This window comes from Nocardia sp. NBC_01327 (assembly GCF_035958815.1).
GTDB lineage: Bacteria > Actinomycetota > Actinomycetes > Mycobacteriales > Mycobacteriaceae > Nocardia.
The window spans coordinates 4,229,093-4,245,759 of sequence record NZ_CP108383.1; the positions used below are offsets into that span (position 1 = coordinate 4,229,093).

Sequence of the window (16,667 nt, forward strand, 5' to 3'; positions counted from 1 at the left end):
CCCGTGCACAAATATCGCACGATCACGCCCGGTGTTTGCTCGAAATCGCCCACAAGAACAGGAAACTGGTTCGAGAACCCTTATCAACACCGCCAGCCGGTTGCCGGCAACCTCGAATAGATCAACCGCATCCTCGGTTCGCGGCCGATGGGCGCTTCGCACGTATGTGCTAGTCGCGGACCCGGTGGCGGCCCGAAATGCTGGCACTTTCGGCGCGGAGGTGGGCTTGTGTTCCGCGCATACGGCAATATGATCCCTATCGTGACGAATTTGCGGATCAGTGAGGCGGCGGCGCTGCTGGGCGTCAGCGACGACACCGTGCGCCGCTGGATCGAGCAGGGACGGCTGGCCGAGGTCCGTCTGGACAGTGGTCGCAAGGGCGTGCGCGGGGCGGATCTCGCCGAAATCCTGCGCAGCTCCTCCGACCCGCACGTTCCCGGGCCCACCGTGGCGGTCTCGGCGCGCAACCGGATGCGCGGCATCGTGACCCGCATTGTCAAGGACACGGTCATGGCGCAGGTCGAGATGCAGGCCGGTCCGTTCCGCCTGGTATCGCTGCTGAGCCGCGAATCGGTCGACGAACTCGGACTCGAGGTGGGCAGCATCGCTGTCGCCTCGGTCAAATCCACCCATGTTGTGGTCGAGATACCAGAAAGTTGATGAGGATGAAGACAATTCGTACGCTCGCGCTGACTGCCGCAGCGCTCACCGTCACGGCCGGACTGGTCGGATGCAGCTCCGATGACAATTCGAGCAAGCCCGCCGCCACCGGCCAGATCTCCGGCACCGTCACGGTCTTCGCGGCCGCGTCGCTGACCGATACCTTCAACCAGCTCGGCCACGATTTCGAGGCGGCGCATCCGGGCGTGAAGGTCGTCTTCAGCTACGGCGGCAGCTCCGCGCTGGCCCAGCAGATCAACCAGGGTGCGCCCGCGGACGTCTTCGCTTCCGCGGCGCCGGCGAATATGAAGCAGGTCGTGGACACCGGTGAGATCACCGCCCCGCAGCCGACGTTCGTGAGCAACCGTCTGGAAATCGCTGTGCCCAAGGGCAATCCGGGCCACATCAGCGGACTGGCCGACTTCGGCAAGGCCGGATCGCGCACCGCGCTGTGCGCCGAACAGGTGCCGTGCGGCGCCGCGGCCAAGCAGGTCTTCCAGATCGCGGGCATCACGCCGCAGCCCGTCACCCGTGAGCAGGATGTGAAAGCGGCGCTCACCAAGGTGACCCTCGACGAGGTGGATGCCGCGCTGGTCTACCGCACCGATGTGCAGGCCGCCGGTGACAAGGTAGAGGGCATCGACTTCCCGGAATCGGCCAAGGCGATCAATACCTACCCGATCGCGCCGCTGGCCAAGGCGCCCAATGCCGCCGCGGCCGCGGCCTTCGTCGATTTCATCAAGGGCGATCAGGCGAAGAAGGTCTTCGCCGCCGCCGGATTCGACACCCCGTGACGGTCGTGACCACCGCCGAGGGACGCCGGTGAGCGGAGCCTCGGCACGACGGCGGGCAGTACGGGGACGACGACCGGTCATCCTGGTACTGCCCGCCGTGTGCGCCCTGGCCTTCCTGCTGGTGCCGCTACTGGGCCTGCTGGTCCGCGCGCCCTGGCGGACCATGCCCGAGCGGCTCTTCAGCGCGGAAGTCGGTCAGGCCCTGCGGCTTTCACTGCTCTGCGCGACCCTGGCGACGGGCATCTGCCTGGTGCTCGGGATTCCGCTGGCCTGGCTGCTGGCCCGGGCGCAACTGCCGGGACGCGGGTTGATTCGCGCACTGGTCACGGTGCCGCTGGTGCTGCCGCCCGTGGTCGGCGGTGTGGCCCTGCTGCTGGTGCTCGGGCGGCGCGGATTGGTCGGCCAGTACGCCTACGACTGGTTCGGTGTGGCACTGCCGTTCACCACCGCCGGTGTGGTGGTGGCGGAGGCGTTCGTGGCCATGCCGTTCCTGGTGATCTCCGTGGAAGGCGCACTGCGCGCGGCGGATACGCGCTACGAGGATGCGGCCGCCACCCTCGGCGCTTCCCCCTGGTACACCTTCCGCCGGGTCACGCTGCCCTCGGTGCTGCCCGGCGTGGTCGCCGGTGCGGTGCTGTGCTGGGCGCGGGCGCTGGGCGAATTCGGCGCGACCATCACCTTCGCGGGCAACTTCCCCGGCAAGACCACGACCATGCCACTGGCGGTGTATCTCGCGCTCGAGACCGATCCCGATGCGGCGATCGTGCTCAGCCTGGTGCTGCTGGTCGTCTCGGTGGGCGTACTGGTCTCGCTGCGGGAGCGCTGGATGCGGGGACCGGTATGACGCTGCACGCCGAATTGCGTTTCGAGCGGCCACAATTCCGCCTGGACATCAGCATCACCTCCGCACCCGGCGAAGTGATCGCACTGCTCGGCCCCAATGGCGCCGGTAAGACCACCGCGCTGCGCACCCTGTCCGGGCTCACCCCGCTCACCGGTGGCGAGATCACGCTGGGTGATGCGGTCTGGGATGCGCCGCCGGCGGTGTTCGTGCCCGCCGAACGGCGTCAGGTCGGTGTGGTTTTCCAGGATTACCTGTTGTTCCAGCATCTTTCGGCCTTGGACAATGTGGCTTTCGGACTGCGGGCCCGCGGTATGCGCCGGGCCGCGGCCCGTGCCCGCGCGAGCACCTGGCTCGACCGCGTCGGCCTGCACGACCACGCGAAATCGACGCCCCGCGCACTGTCCGGTGGTCAGGCGCAACGGGTCGCGCTGGCTCGCGCCCTGGCCACCGAACCGCAACTGCTGCTGCTCGATGAACCCCTCGCCGCGCTGGACGCGAGCACCCGGATGCAGGTGCGCGCCGATCTGGCTCGGCACCTGCGGGACTATTCGGGACATACGGTGCTGGTCACCCACGATCCCCTGGACGCCATGGTGCTGGCCGACCGGCTCATCATTCTCGAAGACGGCGCCATCGTCCAGGAGGGCGCACCCGTCGACATCGCGCGCCGGCCTCGCTCGGACTATGTCGCGAATCTGGTCGGGCTCAACCTGTTTCGCGGAACCGCCGACGGCGCCGTGGTCGCGGTCGACGGCGGCGGCACGCTCACCGGCACCGAATCCGCGGCCGGGCGGGTATTCCTGGCCTTCCCGCCCACCGCGGTCGGCCTGCACCCGCAGCAGCCCGCCGGTAGTGCGCGCAATGTCTGGCCTGTCACCGTCGCGGGCTTCGAGCAGCACGGCAATACCACCCGTGTGCAACTCGACGGCGCACCGCCGGTCCTGGCCGACGTCACCCCCGCGGCGGTAGCCGACCTCCGGCTGCAGCCGGGCATGCGGCTGTGGGCGGCGGTCAAGGCCACGGAGATTCACATCTACCCGGCATGAGGTTCCGGCGCCCGGATCAGGCCGGAAGGCTGTGCGGCGGAGTGGTTTGCAGGTACCAGATCCAGCCGGGGAAGCGGGTGTGATCCATGCGGAAGCCCTGGATGTCGACCGCATATTTCGCGCCGGTGGCCGCCTCGTGCAGGTGCACCCTGGTCGGGCCGTCGGAGTAGACGGGGTCCGCGGCCGCCCAGGCCTCGCGGAATTCTGTGAAAGTGGCCAGACCGGAAAGCAATTCGGCGAAATCACCGTCCGATCGCAGGCTGCCCGCGGCCCCGCGCAACCAGCCCACGATATGGGTGAGCATGCCGTTCCAGTCCGCGACAATCTGTTTCGCCACCGCATTGCCGAGGTACCAGCGCAGGAAATTGCCCTCCTCCGCAATTCCCTTGAACGCCTTGGTGAATGCGTCGTTGCATGCCAGCACATTGAGGCGGATGTCGAAATAGCAGGCGATCCGCGGCTCGCAGAGCGTGAGGGTGCGCCGGATATCGCCGGTGATGGTCTCGCGCAATTCGACGACGGTCGGGATGGAATCGATGCCCACCCCCGCCAGGTCCAGGCAGTGCCGTCGTTCGGCATCGGTCAGCGAATCGACCCGATCGAGCGATTTGAGCAGAGCGATGATCACCGAGCGTCCGGGGTGATCCCGGTGGCCGCGTTCGAGATGCGCCAGATAGCTGGCGCTCACACCGCTGGCGAAGGCGAGCGACTCCCGGGAGATCCGCCGGGCTTCACGCAGACGCCGCAGAGTGTCGCCGAGCCGGGGCGGCTGAGGGCAATGAAGCAAAGTCGTCTCCGAGCATAGTGGTGGATAGTGGTGTTCCCCCAGCCCGGCCGCGCCAGCGGAGCGCACCACAACCTGAGTTCAGTATCTTGGGAAAACCGGAGCCGGACTTCATCCGCAGCGGGTGAAAAGCGCGTTGGAAAGTTCAGATCAAGCCGGTGCGGCGGGCACGATCGAGAGCATCGACCCGGGTATTCGCGCCCAGCTTCGTATAGATGCCGCGCAAATGGGTTTTCACGTTATTGATCGATACACCCAGATCATCGGCAATGTGCTGCGTGGTGCGGCCCGAAGGCAGCAGGCGCAGCACGGTGACCTCGGTGGTGGTCAGCGCCGGATGCTCGGTGCTGCGCGCCGCCTTGGGATGGCGTCGAACGAAATCGGCGAAGACATCATGACGGCCCAGCTGCCCGGCGAGCGCGTCGAGCAGCCGAATGGCCTGGGGCACATCGAGAAACGGCCGCACCAGTTTGTCGCGCGCGGCGATCCGGAGCGCGTTCTCCATCCCTTCGCGCGCTTTGAGCGGCTGCTCGGGATGCGATACCGCGTAGAGCAGCCAGGCGAATGTCGCAGTGGTGGGGTGGATGGTCTCGGAGTTCTCGATGAGCGGACGCACCAGATCGCGGGCGGTCGCCGGACTGTTCGCCGCGTGGGCGAGCGCGGCGCGGGCGATCACGATATCGGCGGTATCGCCGAGTGTGCGCCGGGCGCGCTCGACAAGCAGTCGCGCCGTGCGCGGTTCGTGCACCCGCAGCAGCGCCCACACCACCGGCGGAACCAATCCGCTGCTCATCATCGGCACGGCCTGTTTGTCGAGCAGCTCGAGCATGCTGTGGCGCAGCACATCGGCGGCAGCGGATCTGTCGGCCGCCCGCTCGAAGGTCAGCAGCTGGCCGAGGACATGGGCATGCCAGCCCGCCGCCGGAACCGATGAGCCGTCCTGTCGTGAATGCAGGGTCAGGGCCGCCCGCACCTGCGCCGGATCGGGCCATTCGCCCTGAAGATAGGCGGCCAGCGCCGACATGGTGAGCGACAGCGTCGTATCCGGGTTGTCGGGCACGGCATATTCGGCGGCAATGGCCAGCGCCCGATCGGCCCGCTCCCGCATGGCGGTGATCTCACCCGCCAGACCGGCCGCGGTCGCGAGCCGGGTGATCGCCTGCACCGCCAGACGTGCGCGCCCGGAGTGCTCGGCGACCGCCAGCGCCGAATGCAGCAGCTCCGCGCCGCGGGCGATATCGCCTCGGACGAATGCCGCCATGGCGAGCTGATTGGTTGCGTAGCAATCGATATCGGCATTGCCGGTGTACTGCAGCGGCTCCCGCATCGTGATGCCGTCCACCGCGGTGCCGGCCATGACCGCCGCACCCGCGGCGGTGGCGGCACTCAGCAGTTCGATCCATGAGGCCGGGACGAACGACACCCGAGTCTCCTGCCGCGTCCGGGCCACCTCCAGCAGCGGAAGCGCATCGGCCGCATCGCCGTACAGCAGTGCGTTCATCGCGCACAGCAGCCAGATGTACGGGTCGTCCGCGAGATCGGGCTGCAGACTGTGCAGCGCCGCGAACAGGCCGCAGCCGCGACCCTCCAGCACCAGCTCCAGCGCGGCGTCGATGAGGAAGCGCCGCAGATGGGTTTCGCCCGGGCCCGCCAGCAGATGCGGCAGGGCCGCGAGCGGCTGGTCGGCATGGCGTAGCCAGGCCGCGGTCCGGACATGCAGATCGCGCCGCGTCTCGATACCGAGCCGATGCGCTTCGCCGCGCAGATACGAGCGCAGCATCGGGTGGTAGCTGAACCAGAGTTCGTCCCCGCGCAGCTCATGGGTGAGCGGGAAATTGGCCCGATCGAGTTCGTACATGCGATGCGCCGCGCCGCCGCCGGTCAGTTCGTCGGCGAGCTGCTCGGTGAAGGAATCGGGAATGCTGGTGTAGGTCAAGAACAATCGCAGCTCCGGCGACAGAGTCTCGAGGAGTTCGCGCACCAGGAAATCGGAGACCGCCTGCGACGGCCGCGCGAGCGTCGTGAGCGCGGCGACCCGATTCCGGCTGTGGCCCGCGAGATGAATGGCCGAAATGCGTACCAGCGCAGGCCATCCGCGCGTCAGGTTCGCGATGGTGCGCAACTCGTCGACGGTGAGGGAGGGCAGATGCCGGCGGCACACCTGCGCCACCTGCTCGTGCGACATCACCAGCAGCCCGGCGGGCAGGCGGGTGAGCTGTCCGGCGAGCTCGAAATTATGCCAGCGCACCGGGGGATCGAAGCGGCCCGCCATGATCGCGGTGACGGTGTCCGGTGCATGGGTCAGGAAATACTCGAGGCCGGCCACCGCGACCGGATCGGTGAGCAGATGGGCATCGTCGATCACCAGGACCACGGGTGTCTGCCGCGCGCTGAGGGCATCGAGGAGATGGACCGCCTCCGCGAGCGGTGCGGCATTGTCCGCGCGGGGCGCCTCGGGGACGGCCAGGCGCGTGCGCAGTGTGCTCCACAGCAGCTGCGACTGCGCGCTTGCCGGGCTCACTGTCAGCCAGGCCGAGTCGGCGCCGCTGACCTGTCGGCGCAGCCAATCGGTCAGCAGGACGGTCTTGCCGCTACCGGCGGCTGCGCAAATCATCAGCACGCGTGTATGCGGGTCCGCGACCGCGATATCGATGCGGTCGCGCAGGTCGGAGCGATCGATGGGCTGAAAGGTCAGGCGCGCAGGTCCGGCCGGTAACCTTCCCAGCCCCTGCGTGGCAGGCAGGGGCACAGATCGTTGCGGCGTGCGCACTGTGCCTCCTTCACCATTTGAACTGACCGAATTCACCCGCCGCGGGTGATGTGGTGGCCCCGACGTGCCGGAAGCATCGGTGAAACGTGCGCCCCAACTGTGCAGGGAGTGGATATGTCTTTGGATTACAGCGATCGGTCCGACTTCGATGATGCGGAGCGCGGGTTCATTACCGCGCTGTCGCCGGCGGTGATCAAGGCCGCAGACGGGAAGGTCATCTGGGACGGAGAGGCGTACGCCTTCCTGGACGGGGAGTGCCCGCCGACCGCGAATCCGAGCCTGTGGCGGCAGGGCCAGCTGAGCAACAAGCAGGGCCTGTTCGAGGTCGCTGACGGTATCTACCAGGTGCGCAACCTGGATCTGTCGAATATGACGATCATCGAGGGCGATACCGGTGTCATCATCATCGACCCGTTGATCTCCGCCGAGACCGCGGCCGCCGCCTTGGCGCTGTATTACTCCCATCGTGGTGAGCGCCCGGTCACGGGTTTGATCTACACCCATTCCCATGGTGACCACTTCGGTGGCGCTCGCGGTGTCCTGCCGCACGGGCACGCGCCGGTCCCGGTGATCGCCCCGTCCGGATTCCTCGAGCACGCCGTCAGTGAGAACGTGTACGCCGGTACCGCCATGACGCGGCGGGCGGCGTTCATGTACGGGGCGAACCTGCCCAAGGGGCCGGACGCGCAGATCGGGTGTGGTCTGGGCATGACCACCTCCACCGGCACGATCACCTTGATTCCGCCGACGGTGGACATCACACACACCGGGCAGGAGGAGACGGTCGACGGTGTCCGTATCGTCTTCCAGCTGACCCCCGGGACCGAGGCACCCTCGGAGATGAACTTCCTGTTCCCGGATCGCCGGGCGATGTGTATGGCCGAGAATGTGACGCACAATATGCACAACATCCTCACCCTTCGTGGTGCGGTGGTGCGTGATTCGCGCATTTGGGCCCGCTATCTGGACGAGGCGATCGCGATGTTCGCCGACAAGATCGATGTGTCGTTCGCGTCCCATCACTGGCCGGTGTGGGGCCGGGACCGGTTCGTGGATCTGCTTGCCGGGCAGCGCGATATGTACGCGTACCTGCACGATCAGACCCTGCGCCTGTTGAACAGCGGTTTGACGGGTCCGGAGATCGCCGAGGTGATGGAATTGCCTGCGGCGCTGGGTGATCGGTGGGCCAACCGCGGGTACTACGGGTCGGTCAGCCACAACGTGAAGGCGATCTATCAGCGGTACATGGGCTGGTTCGACGGCAACCCGGCGCATCTGTGGGAGCATCCGCCGGTCGAGCAGGCCAAACGGTACGTCGTGGACTACGGCGGTATCGATGCCGTGCTGGGCAAGGCCCAGGGGTATATCGACAGTGGCGATTTGCGTTTCGCGGCAACGCTTCTCAATCACGCGATCTTCGCCGAGCCTGCGAATGCGGCAGCGAAGGAGACTCTTGCCGGGGTGTACGACACGCTCGGTCAGGGTGCGGAGAACGGTCCGTGGCGCAATTTCTACCTGACCGGCGCGATGGAACTACGCCAGGGCATCGTGCACACCGCGATCGACACCGCCAATCCGGAGATGGCGATGGCGTTGACGGTGGAGATGATCATCGATTCGATGGCCGTGCGGGTGAACGGCCCGAAGGCCGCCGCGACCGGTTTCCTGATGGACTGGAAGATGACCGACGACAACCAGGTCGTTCGCCTGACATTGTCGAATGGTGCACTGACACATCGGACTGCGACCGCGGATGCCCCCCATCACGGCGAGGCGAATCTGACGCTGTCGATGACCAAGCCGCAGCTGCTGGGTGTGCTGGCGGGCAAGGGCCTCGACGGTGTAGGCGTGGAGGGAGACCCCTCGGTGCTGGCGACCCTGGTCGGGGTACTCGATACCCCCGATATCGATTTCGCCATCGTCACCCCCTGAGGAACCCCGGTCGTGGCGGTCGGAGGCCGATCGCCACGATCAGGTCGGCGTGCGGGTCAACAGCGGAATGGTGAGGTCGTCGATGATGTCGCGGACGAATCCGTCGTCGACCGGTCCGCTGCGGATGGCGACCCGATAGAACAGCATGGCGGGGAAGATGTCCCGGACGTTCTCCCAGCCGTCGGCGCGCGAGATCTCCGCGCGCGCATGGGCATTGGTGAGAATGGTGGCGAAGGCGTCGTGGCGGGGACGGTCGACGACCTCGTCCACCGCGTGCCGGATGGTCGCATCCCGCGCCATGGCGGTGGCCATGCCCGCCAGAACGCCGTCGCGCAGCGGATTTCGCTCCATGAAGATCCGGGCGAGCGCGAACAGATCCTCGCGCAGGGTTCCGGTATCGGGTGCGGCGACATCCCAGTCGAATGCCCGCACGGCGTCGATCACCAACTCGGACTTCGTCTTCCAGCGTCGGTACACCGTGGCTTTACCGGCTCCGATACGTGCCGCGACCGCTTCGATGGTCATCTTGTCGTAGCCGACCTCGGCGAGTAATTCCTGGGCGGCTCTGACGAGGTCCCGGTCGCGCTGCGGATCGCGTTTGCGACCGGCGCGCGGCTCGCTCGCATCGGTCATCGACCGGTTTCCTCTCTGTCGGGCGTCGGTATCCACCCTATTGCGAGACGATACGGCTTCGTATTATTGCGGTGGGCCGTGTTGCGGAGATCCGGCGGGGACGGCAGCCGGTCGCCCGGCGGCCTGAGCGCCTGTCGCGCCGGTGCCTATTGTGTGATCCGTGAAGGGACGCACGGCGGTGGCGCGGTTGCGGCGCCGATGGACTCTGCGGGCGCGGTTGCTGGTGACGATGCTGGTGATGACCGCGCTCGGGCTGATCGTGTTCGGCGTACTCAGCGTGAGTCTGCTCGGCCGCTCCGAACTGGCCCGCATCGATGCGCAGATCGACGCTGTGGCCATCGATATGTCCTCGTCGAACCGGCCGCCGCCCCCGCCTGCGGATGTCTCGGATGAGGCCGATGCCGATCTGCCCTCGCCGTTCCGGGTGTTCTTCTTCGACAAATCGGGAGCCTCGACGGGATTGATCGGCGACGGGGTCGCACCGCCCGCATTACCGGCGATGGATGCCGCAGCGGTCAGATCCCGGGGCAGTGAGCCGTTCACCGTGCCGGATGTGGACGGGGCGGTGCAGTGGCGGGTGCGCACCAATGTTCAGGTGCCGAGCCGGACCGAGCCGGGCGGCGGGACCGTCGCGGTCGCCATGTCGCTGGACACCTATCACGCAACCGGCCGGCAATTGCGCTCGATCGAGCTCGCGGGCGGGATCGGCGTGCTCGTGCTGCTGGGTGTCGTCGCGGCGTGGATGGTCCGGGTGGGGTTGATGCCCCTGACCCGCATCGAGCACACCGCCCAGGCGATTGCCGCGGGTGATCTCGATCGCCGTGTGGCACAGACTGATTCGCATACCGAGACGGGACGGCTGGGTACCGCGTTCAATGTGATGCTGGCGCGCCTGTCCTCGACGCTGCGCCGGCTGGAGGAGTCCGAGGAGCGGATGCGCTTGTTCGTCGCGGACGCCTCGCACGAGCTGCGCACGCCCCTGACCTCTATTCGCGGCTATGCCGAGCTCTATCGCCACGGGGGCGCGCGGACCCCGGCCGAGCTGGAGCGCATGATGAGCCGCATCGAGAGCGAGGCCGTGCGCATGGGTCTGCTCGTGGACGATCTGCTGCTGCTGGCCCGGCTCGACGAGGAGCGCCCGCTGGTGCTCGCCGATATCGACCTGTCGGCGGTGGCCGGCGATGTGGTGCAGGACGCCGTCACGCGCCAGCCCGAACGCAGTGTGCGGCTGCATCTTCCGGACGATCCGGTGCGTATCGAAGCGGATGAGTATCGACTGCGCCAGGTGCTGACCAATCTGGTGGGCAATTGCCTCATGCATACCCCGGCTACCGCCGCGATCGATGTCACCGTCGATCGGGTGAGCGCTCCCGCGAGTGCGGGCGTACTCGCGGAATCCGGTGGAATTCTTGCCGATTCCGGCGAATTCGCGGTGATCGAGGTGCGCGACGACGGCCCGGGAATTCCGGTGGAGAAGGCGCCGCACATTTTCGACCGCTTCTATCGAGTCGATGAATCACGTTCCCGTGCAGGGGGTTCCGGTTTGGGCCTGGCCATCGTCGCAGCCATCGTCACCGCACACGGCGCCCGGATACAACTGCTCGGTGCGCCCGCCCGCGGGACGATCTTCCGGGTCTATTTCGCACTCGGAGACGCCGTCTCCGGCCCGGCGAGCGGTCCCGCCTGACGGTTTCCCGCGTGGTTCACAGGAAACCCCCAGCTCACTTTAAGTATGAAGAGGGTTGGTACGGGAACCATGAGCTGCATGATGAACCGAATCCCGCGGCTGCGACTACACGGCTGCGGGCCGCGTGAACTGCGGCCGAGCCGGAAGTGAAGCTGCGGGAGTCGCTGGGGCAGCGGGCGTCGTCGGTCCCGCTGCGAATCGGCCTGGTGGTCGCGATGGTGGGACTGGCCGCGCTGGTCCTCATGGTGTCCGGTGTGGCATTGACCTCGGCGCTGTCACGATCGCTGACATCGCGCACCGATGAGCAATTGAACGACGCCGCGCGCAGCTGGGCGCAGCCGCGCGCGATGAAGCAGATTCAAACCGATGACGGTCACACCGTGTGGGTGCCCGCCGATGCCCCGCGACCGCCGAATTCCGACAGATTGCCCAGCGAGCAACCGCGCCGCTTCTTCGAACTGCGCAAAGGCCCTGACGGGCAGGTCTATTCGGAAGTGGCGGGCGGCAATGAGGGTGCCACTCCCGATCTGAAGGGCCACACCGGCGGCAGCCCCGCGACCGTCGGCTCGACCGATGGTTCGACAACCCGGTGGCGGGTGCTGACCGTCACCAACAAGTACGGCTCGACCACGATCGGGGTCTCGCTGGCGGACAACCTGCAAACGGTGTCCGGTCTGATCTACTTCGAACTGGCCACCGGCGCAACGGCTTTGCTGCTGCTCGGCTGTGGCGGCTATCTGGTGGTACGCCGCAGCCTGCGGCCGCTGCGGCAGGTGGAGGAGACGGCGGCCGCCATCGCCGGCGGCGATCTGCATCGGCGGGTGCCGGTGCGGGGCGTCGATACCGAGGTCGATCATCTGGCGCGTTCGCTCAACGAGATGCTGGCCCAGATTCAGCACGGGGTGGCGGCGACCGAGGCCTCGGAGGAGGCCGCGCGGCGCTCGGAAGCCAAGATGCGCCGCTTCATCGCCGATGCCAGCCACGAATTGCGCACTCCACTCACCACGATTCGTGGTTTCGCGGAGCTGTATCGGCAGGGCGCCAGCACCGATGCGGCGGGTGTGCTCACCAGAATCGAGAACGAGGCGTCCCGGATGGGGCTGCTGGTGGAGGATCTGCTCATGCTCGCGCGGGTGGACGCGAATCGCCCGCTGGCCCGAAAACCGGTGGATATGTTGCTGATTGCCGGTGACACCGTGCACAACGCGCAGGCCATCGCCGCCAAGCAGAAGCCCGCCCCCGATGCGCCGGACCGTTCCATCCGCCTGGAGGTGCTGCCGGGGGAAGGCACCCTGCAGGTGATCGGCGATGAGACCCGATTGCGTCAGGTGCTGACCAATCTGGTCGGCAATGCGCTGACCCACACTCCGGTGCAGGCGCCGATCACGGTGCGGCTCACGCCTTTTGCCGAGGAGGTCCGGGTCGATGTCGTCGACGGCGGGCCGGGACTCTCGGCGGAGTCGGCGGCCCGGGTCTTCGAACGCTTCTATCGCACCGATGCCTCGCGGGCGCGGGCCAGCGGCGGCACCGGACTCGGCCTGTCCATTGTGCAGGCGCTTGTCGTCGCGCACGGGGGACAGGTGACACTCGACACCGTGCAGGGCGAGGGCGCTACCTTCACGGTGTCCCTGCCGCGCACCCTGTGACCAGGCAAGGTTGACACACGCTATGCCCGGATTGTGCCTATTGTGGGTTTCGTGACCGACCGATCAGCACCGGGCGAGGCCTCCGTCCTCGTAGTCGACGATGAGCCCTTCATCCTGGACCTGCTCGGTTCCGCCCTGCGGCTGAGCGGATTCGAGGTGCATTCCGCCGATAGCGGCCGCGGCGCCCTGGCCGCCGTCGCGGCGCATCGGCCGGACATCATCGTGCTCGATGTCATGCTGCCCGATATCGACGGATTCACCGTGGCGCAGCGGCTGCGCGATCGCGGCAGCGATATCCCGGTGCTGTTCCTGACCGCCCGCGATGCCGTGGCCGACCGGCTGGCCGGGCTCGCCGCTGGTGGCGACGACTACGTCACCAAACCGTTCAGCCTCGAAGAGGTGGTGCTGCGCCTGCAGGCCATCCTGCGCCGCAGCCGCGTCTCCGACGCCGAGGCCTCGGGTCACCTGCGTGTCGCAGACCTGGAACTCGATGCCGAGTCCCACGTCGTCCGGCGTGCCGGTGAGTCGATCTGGCTGTCGGCCACCGAGTTCAACCTGCTGCGCTACCTCATGCTCAATGTCGGCAAGGTCGTGAGCAAACGCCAAATCCTCGACCGCGTCTGGGAGGCCGAGGAAGGCCGCGGCGAACGAGTCGTCGAAACCTTCGTCAGCCAGTTGCGCCGCAAGATCGACGCCCAGGGCCCGCCCCTGATCCACACCGTCCGCGGCGTCGGCTACTCGCTGCGCCTGTCCACGGCGAGTTCCTGATCAGTCCATCAGTTCGTATTTGCGCACCGTCTCCTCGTCGAATTCGATGCCCAGACCAGGACGCTCGGGAATGAAGATCTGATTGCCGCCGTACCGGAGACGCGTTTCGGGGGTGAGCAGGGTTTCGAAATTGTAGATCCCCTTTTCCAGGGCGAAGTACTCCACGACCAGGGTGTTGGAGACCGCGCCGCACAGGTGCGCGTGCAGGTTGTGGTGCCAGTGCGGGGCCATCTGCAGTCCGAAGGTGTCGGCCGTATGGGCGATGCGCAGCCATTCGGTGACTCCGCCGGCCACGGCGGCATCACACTGCAGAACGGGGATTCCGGATTCGATGAGAGGCCGGAATTCCCAGCGGGTTTGATGGATTTCACCGGTGGCGATGGGAGTGCGCACGGTGTGCGACAATTCGGCGTGGCCGGCGATCGCTTCGGGGGACAGCGGCTCTTCGAACCACCACAGCGGGGTGTCACCGGCGGCGCGCTCGAAAGCCGCTATGGCGGTGCGGGCTTCGTGGACCGAGCGGTAGGCGTTATTGGCATCCAGGGCCAGTCGGCCGGTATCCCCGATGGCGGCGATGGCGGCGGCGACCCGGCGGGCGTCCTCGGCCACCGGCAGTCCGCCGACCTTGATCTTGTGATCGGTGAAGCCCTGGGAGACATTGAATTCCAGCTCCCGCACCACCGCCTCGGTCCACTCGCCCTCGTCCGGGCGGTAATACCCGCCGGAGGCGTAGGCGGGCAGTGCGGTGGTCGATCCGCCCAGCAGATTCACCAGCGGCAGTCCGGCCTGCTTGGCGCGCAGATCCCACAGCGCGATATCGATCGCCGAGAGGGCGCGCAGCACGGTGCCGCGCCGACCTTCCAGCAGTGTCTCCTGATAGGCCCGATCCCACAGTCCCACTACATCATTGGGGTCGTCGCCGATATACACCCGCGCGAGTAGATCATCGACGGCGGATTTGGCGAGCAGTCCCGACCCGGTTCCGGCATAGGTGTAGCCGACGCCGGACGCGCCATCGGTGGTGGTGACCTCGACCAGCAGATAGTGCCGGAAATTCAAGTCGCGATTGGACATTCGAGTCGGCTTGTCGACGGGGACGCCCACCGCGCGGGTGCGAATGCTGGCAATCGTCATCGGTTGCTCCTGGAGGTCGCGGCGGTGCGGACCGCCTGGATATTGGCGAATTCGGCGAGTCCGTAGCGGCCCAGCTCCCGGCCGTAGCCGCTGGCCTTGACGCCGCCGACGGGTAGGCGCGGATCGGATTCGGAGATTCGGTTGATGAAGATCGAGCCCGCGTCGATGCCGTCGGCCAGATAGTCGATGACGCCGCGGTCGGCGCCCCAGATCGAACAGCTCAGTCCGTAGACCGAACTCGCGGCGGCGGCCAGCGCCTCCGCCGGTGACTCGACGGGCAGGATCGCGCCCAGCGGCCCGAAGGTCTCCTCACGGAAGGCGACCGCGGAGGTATCGGGCACCTGCACGAGGGTCGGCGGGAACCATGCTCCGGGCCGCTCATCGGGCTTGCCGCCGAACAGCACCTGTGCTCCGGAGGCGAGTGTCGCCTCCAGCTGCCGGCGCAGCTCATCGCGCAGATCGATGCGCGCCATCGGGCCGATCTCGGTCTCCGGCGACCTCGGATCGTCGTACACCAGCTCGTCGAGCCCGCTCACCATGGCTTCGACGAATTCCGGGAAGACAGTGCGCTCCACAATGATTCGCTTGGCAGCGATACAGCTCTGCCCGGCATTGAGATACCGCGAGCGCACCGCGGCGGCCGCGGCGGCGGGCACATCGGCATCCCGCAGCACGATGAGCGGATCGGAACCGCCCAGCTCGAGCACCGACTTCTTGACCGCGCGCCCGGCGCGCGCCGCGACCAGCGCACCGATGCGATTGCTGCCGGTGAATGCCACGCCCGCAATCGCCGGATCGTCGATGAGCGGGGCCACCCGATGGGTCGGCAGCACCACGCTGCTGAGAATTCCGGCCCCGAACACCTCATCGAACAGCGATTGCACGGCACGGGCGCATCCGGTGACATTGTCGGCGTGTTTGAGCACGATGGCATTGCCGACCGCGACCGCGGGCAGCATGGCCCGGATGACCTGCCAGAACGGGTAATTCCACGGCATGATCGCCAGAATGACGCCCAGCGGCCGCAATCGGACCGTCCCGGCATCGGGCAGCACGTCGACCTGTCGCGGGGCAAGCATTTCCGGCATGCGGTCGGCGTAGTACTCACAGGTCGTCACGCATTTGTCGATCTCGGCGCGGGACTGCGTGATCGGCTTGCCCATCTCGGTGGTGATCAGCAGCGCCAGTTCCGCACGCCGCGTGCGCATCAGCTCCGCCAGGGCGCGAAAACCCAAGACGCGCTGGGACACCGGGAGATCGGCGTGATTGCGGACCGCCGTCTGCGCCCGGCGCAGCAGCTGGCCCACCTCGCGATCACTGCTGAATCGGTAGGTGGCGAGCGTCTTTCCGCTGCGGGGGTCGGCGGTGGTGATCACAGCAGGACCTCCGCCGGTGCGGCGATGCGGGCGCGCAGCCAGTCCTGGAACCGGCGGCCGATGATCACCGGATCCTCCAGCAGCTTGGGCACATTCGTCGCATTGCCGACCTCGATATGGGTGTGCACCAGGACCGGACCGGGCGAATCCAGCGCGGTGACGAGCGCGGCGCGCAGTTCGAGAGCGTCGGCGGCGCGGTGCACGGTCCAGCCGGTGGCCTCGGCGACCAGTCCCAGGTCGATGGTGTCGGCGTACGTCGGCAGATTCGCGGTCGCGCCGTAGACGGCATTGTCCAGCAGCACCGTCACCAGCGTGTCGGGGCGTAGAAATCCGCCGGTGGGAAGCACATTGGGGTTCATCAGCAGGGAGCCGTCGCCCTCGATGGCCACCACCTTCGGCACCGGCGTGTCCGTTATGCCCAGCGCGATGCCGGTGGCGGCCGAGATGGCCAGCCCCATGGAATCGAGCAGATACAGATGATTGGGCCGATCGGCCACCGCGGCGAGCTCCCGGCTGGAGGCCGCGCAGGTGACCACCACCGGCACTTCGGCCGTGCAGTCGGCGATCACCCGGAGCGCTTCGATACGCAGCAC

General features: G+C 67.3%; 14 protein-coding genes. 8 read left to right on the forward strand and 6 right to left on the reverse strand.

The annotated features are described in order from the left end of the window. The first annotated feature begins 261 nt into the window (after positions 1–261). From OG326_RS19330 to OG326_RS19345, 4 genes are read left to right on the forward strand one after another with little or no spacing between them, the layout of a single operon-like run. A complete protein-coding gene (locus OG326_RS19330) occupies positions 262–660 on the forward strand; it encodes a TOBE domain-containing protein (protein ID WP_327146043.1) in 399 nt (132 codons plus the stop codon). Positions 661–665: 5 nt separating this feature from the next. Then, complete coding sequence (modA, locus tag OG326_RS19335; RefSeq protein ID WP_327146044.1) at positions 666–1,454, forward strand: molybdate ABC transporter substrate-binding protein; 789 nt, start codon at positions 666–668, stop codon at positions 1,452–1,454. 28 nt (positions 1,455–1,482) lie between these two features. After that, complete coding sequence (modB, locus tag OG326_RS19340; protein ID WP_327146045.1) at positions 1,483–2,298, forward strand: molybdate ABC transporter permease subunit; 816 nt, start codon at positions 1,483–1,485, stop codon at positions 2,296–2,298. Further along, on the forward strand, positions 2,295–3,344 hold the full coding sequence (locus OG326_RS19345; RefSeq protein ID WP_327146046.1) for an ABC transporter ATP-binding protein: 1,050 nt from the start codon (positions 2,295–2,297) through the stop codon (positions 3,342–3,344). The genes modB and OG326_RS19345 overlap by 4 nt, the downstream gene beginning before the upstream one ends. A gap of 16 nt (positions 3,345–3,360) precedes the next feature. On the opposite strand, the gene OG326_RS19350 is transcribed toward OG326_RS19345, so the two are convergent. After that, on the reverse strand, positions 3,361–4,131 hold the full coding sequence (locus OG326_RS19350; protein WP_327146047.1) for an MmyB family transcriptional regulator: 771 nt from the start codon (positions 4,129–4,131) through the stop codon (positions 3,361–3,363). 142 nt (positions 4,132–4,273) lie between these two features. Then, positions 4,274–6,898, reverse strand: a complete 2,625-nt coding sequence (locus OG326_RS19355) for a helix-turn-helix transcriptional regulator (protein WP_327146048.1) — start codon at positions 6,896–6,898, stop codon at positions 4,274–4,276. A 114-nt stretch (positions 6,899–7,012) separates the two neighbouring features. Here OG326_RS19355 and OG326_RS19360 point away from each other — a divergent pair, with 114 nt between their 5' ends. Beyond that, positions 7,013–8,830, forward strand: a complete 1,818-nt coding sequence (locus OG326_RS19360; RefSeq protein ID WP_327146049.1) for an alkyl/aryl-sulfatase — start codon at positions 7,013–7,015, stop codon at positions 8,828–8,830. Positions 8,831–8,869: 39 nt separating this feature from the next. Here the strand turns inward: OG326_RS19360 and OG326_RS19365 are convergent, their stop codons facing one another. Further along, positions 8,870–9,463: a TetR/AcrR family transcriptional regulator gene (locus OG326_RS19365; RefSeq protein WP_327146050.1), complete on the reverse strand. Its 594-nt coding sequence runs from the start codon at positions 9,461–9,463 to the stop codon at positions 8,870–8,872. A 160-nt stretch (positions 9,464–9,623) separates the two neighbouring features. Between OG326_RS19365 and OG326_RS19370 the strand changes: the two genes are divergently transcribed. From OG326_RS19370 to OG326_RS19380, 3 genes are all read left to right on the forward strand, one after another. Further along, a complete protein-coding gene (locus OG326_RS19370; RefSeq protein ID WP_327146052.1) occupies positions 9,624–11,150 on the forward strand; it encodes a sensor histidine kinase in 1,527 nt (508 codons plus the stop codon). A 215-nt stretch (positions 11,151–11,365) separates the two neighbouring features. Further along, entirely contained in the window at positions 11,366–12,796 is a 1,431-nt protein-coding gene (locus OG326_RS19375; protein WP_327146525.1) for a sensor histidine kinase, read from the forward strand. A 51-nt stretch (positions 12,797–12,847) separates the two neighbouring features. Then, positions 12,848–13,564 carry a response regulator transcription factor gene (locus OG326_RS19380; RefSeq protein ID WP_327146053.1) on the forward strand — a complete coding sequence of 239 codons (717 nt, stop codon included), beginning with the start codon at positions 12,848–12,850 and terminating at the stop codon, positions 13,562–13,564. Here OG326_RS19380 and OG326_RS19385 read toward each other — a convergent pair whose 3' ends face one another. From OG326_RS19385 to OG326_RS19395, 3 genes are read right to left on the reverse strand one after another with little or no spacing between them, the layout of a single operon-like run. After that, complete coding sequence (locus OG326_RS19385; protein WP_327146054.1) at positions 13,565–14,698, reverse strand: mandelate racemase/muconate lactonizing enzyme family protein; 1,134 nt, start codon at positions 14,696–14,698, stop codon at positions 13,565–13,567. Further along, a complete protein-coding gene (locus tag OG326_RS19390) occupies positions 14,695–16,074 on the reverse strand; it encodes an aldehyde dehydrogenase family protein (RefSeq protein ID WP_327146055.1) in 1,380 nt (459 codons plus the stop codon). The genes OG326_RS19385 and OG326_RS19390 overlap by 4 nt, the downstream gene beginning before the upstream one ends. Next, entirely contained in the window at positions 16,071–16,667 is a 597-nt protein-coding gene (locus OG326_RS19395; RefSeq protein WP_327146056.1) for a thiamine pyrophosphate-dependent enzyme, read from the reverse strand. The genes OG326_RS19390 and OG326_RS19395 overlap by 4 nt, the downstream gene beginning before the upstream one ends.

What these genes read in the sequence shown, in the direction of transcription:
- OG326_RS19365 (WP_327146050.1), bottom strand. Translation starts at nt 9,463, where the DNA reads ATGACCGATGCGAGCGAGCCGCGCGCCGGTCGCAAACGCGATCCGCAG.
- OG326_RS19360 (WP_327146049.1), top strand. Translation starts at nt 7,013, where the DNA reads ATGTCTTTGGATTACAGCGATCGGTCCGACTTCGATGATGCGGAGCGC.
- OG326_RS19385 (WP_327146054.1), bottom strand. Translation starts at nt 14,698, where the DNA reads ATGACGATTGCCAGCATTCGCACCCGCGCGGTGGGCGTCCCCGTCGAC.
- modA (WP_327146044.1), top strand. Translation starts at nt 666, where the DNA reads ATGAAGACAATTCGTACGCTCGCGCTGACTGCCGCAGCGCTCACCGTC.
- OG326_RS19375 (WP_327146525.1), top strand. Translation starts at nt 11,366, where the DNA reads ATGGTGGGACTGGCCGCGCTGGTCCTCATGGTGTCCGGTGTGGCATTG.
- OG326_RS19345 (WP_327146046.1), top strand. Translation starts at nt 2,295, where the DNA reads ATGACGCTGCACGCCGAATTGCGTTTCGAGCGGCCACAATTCCGCCTG.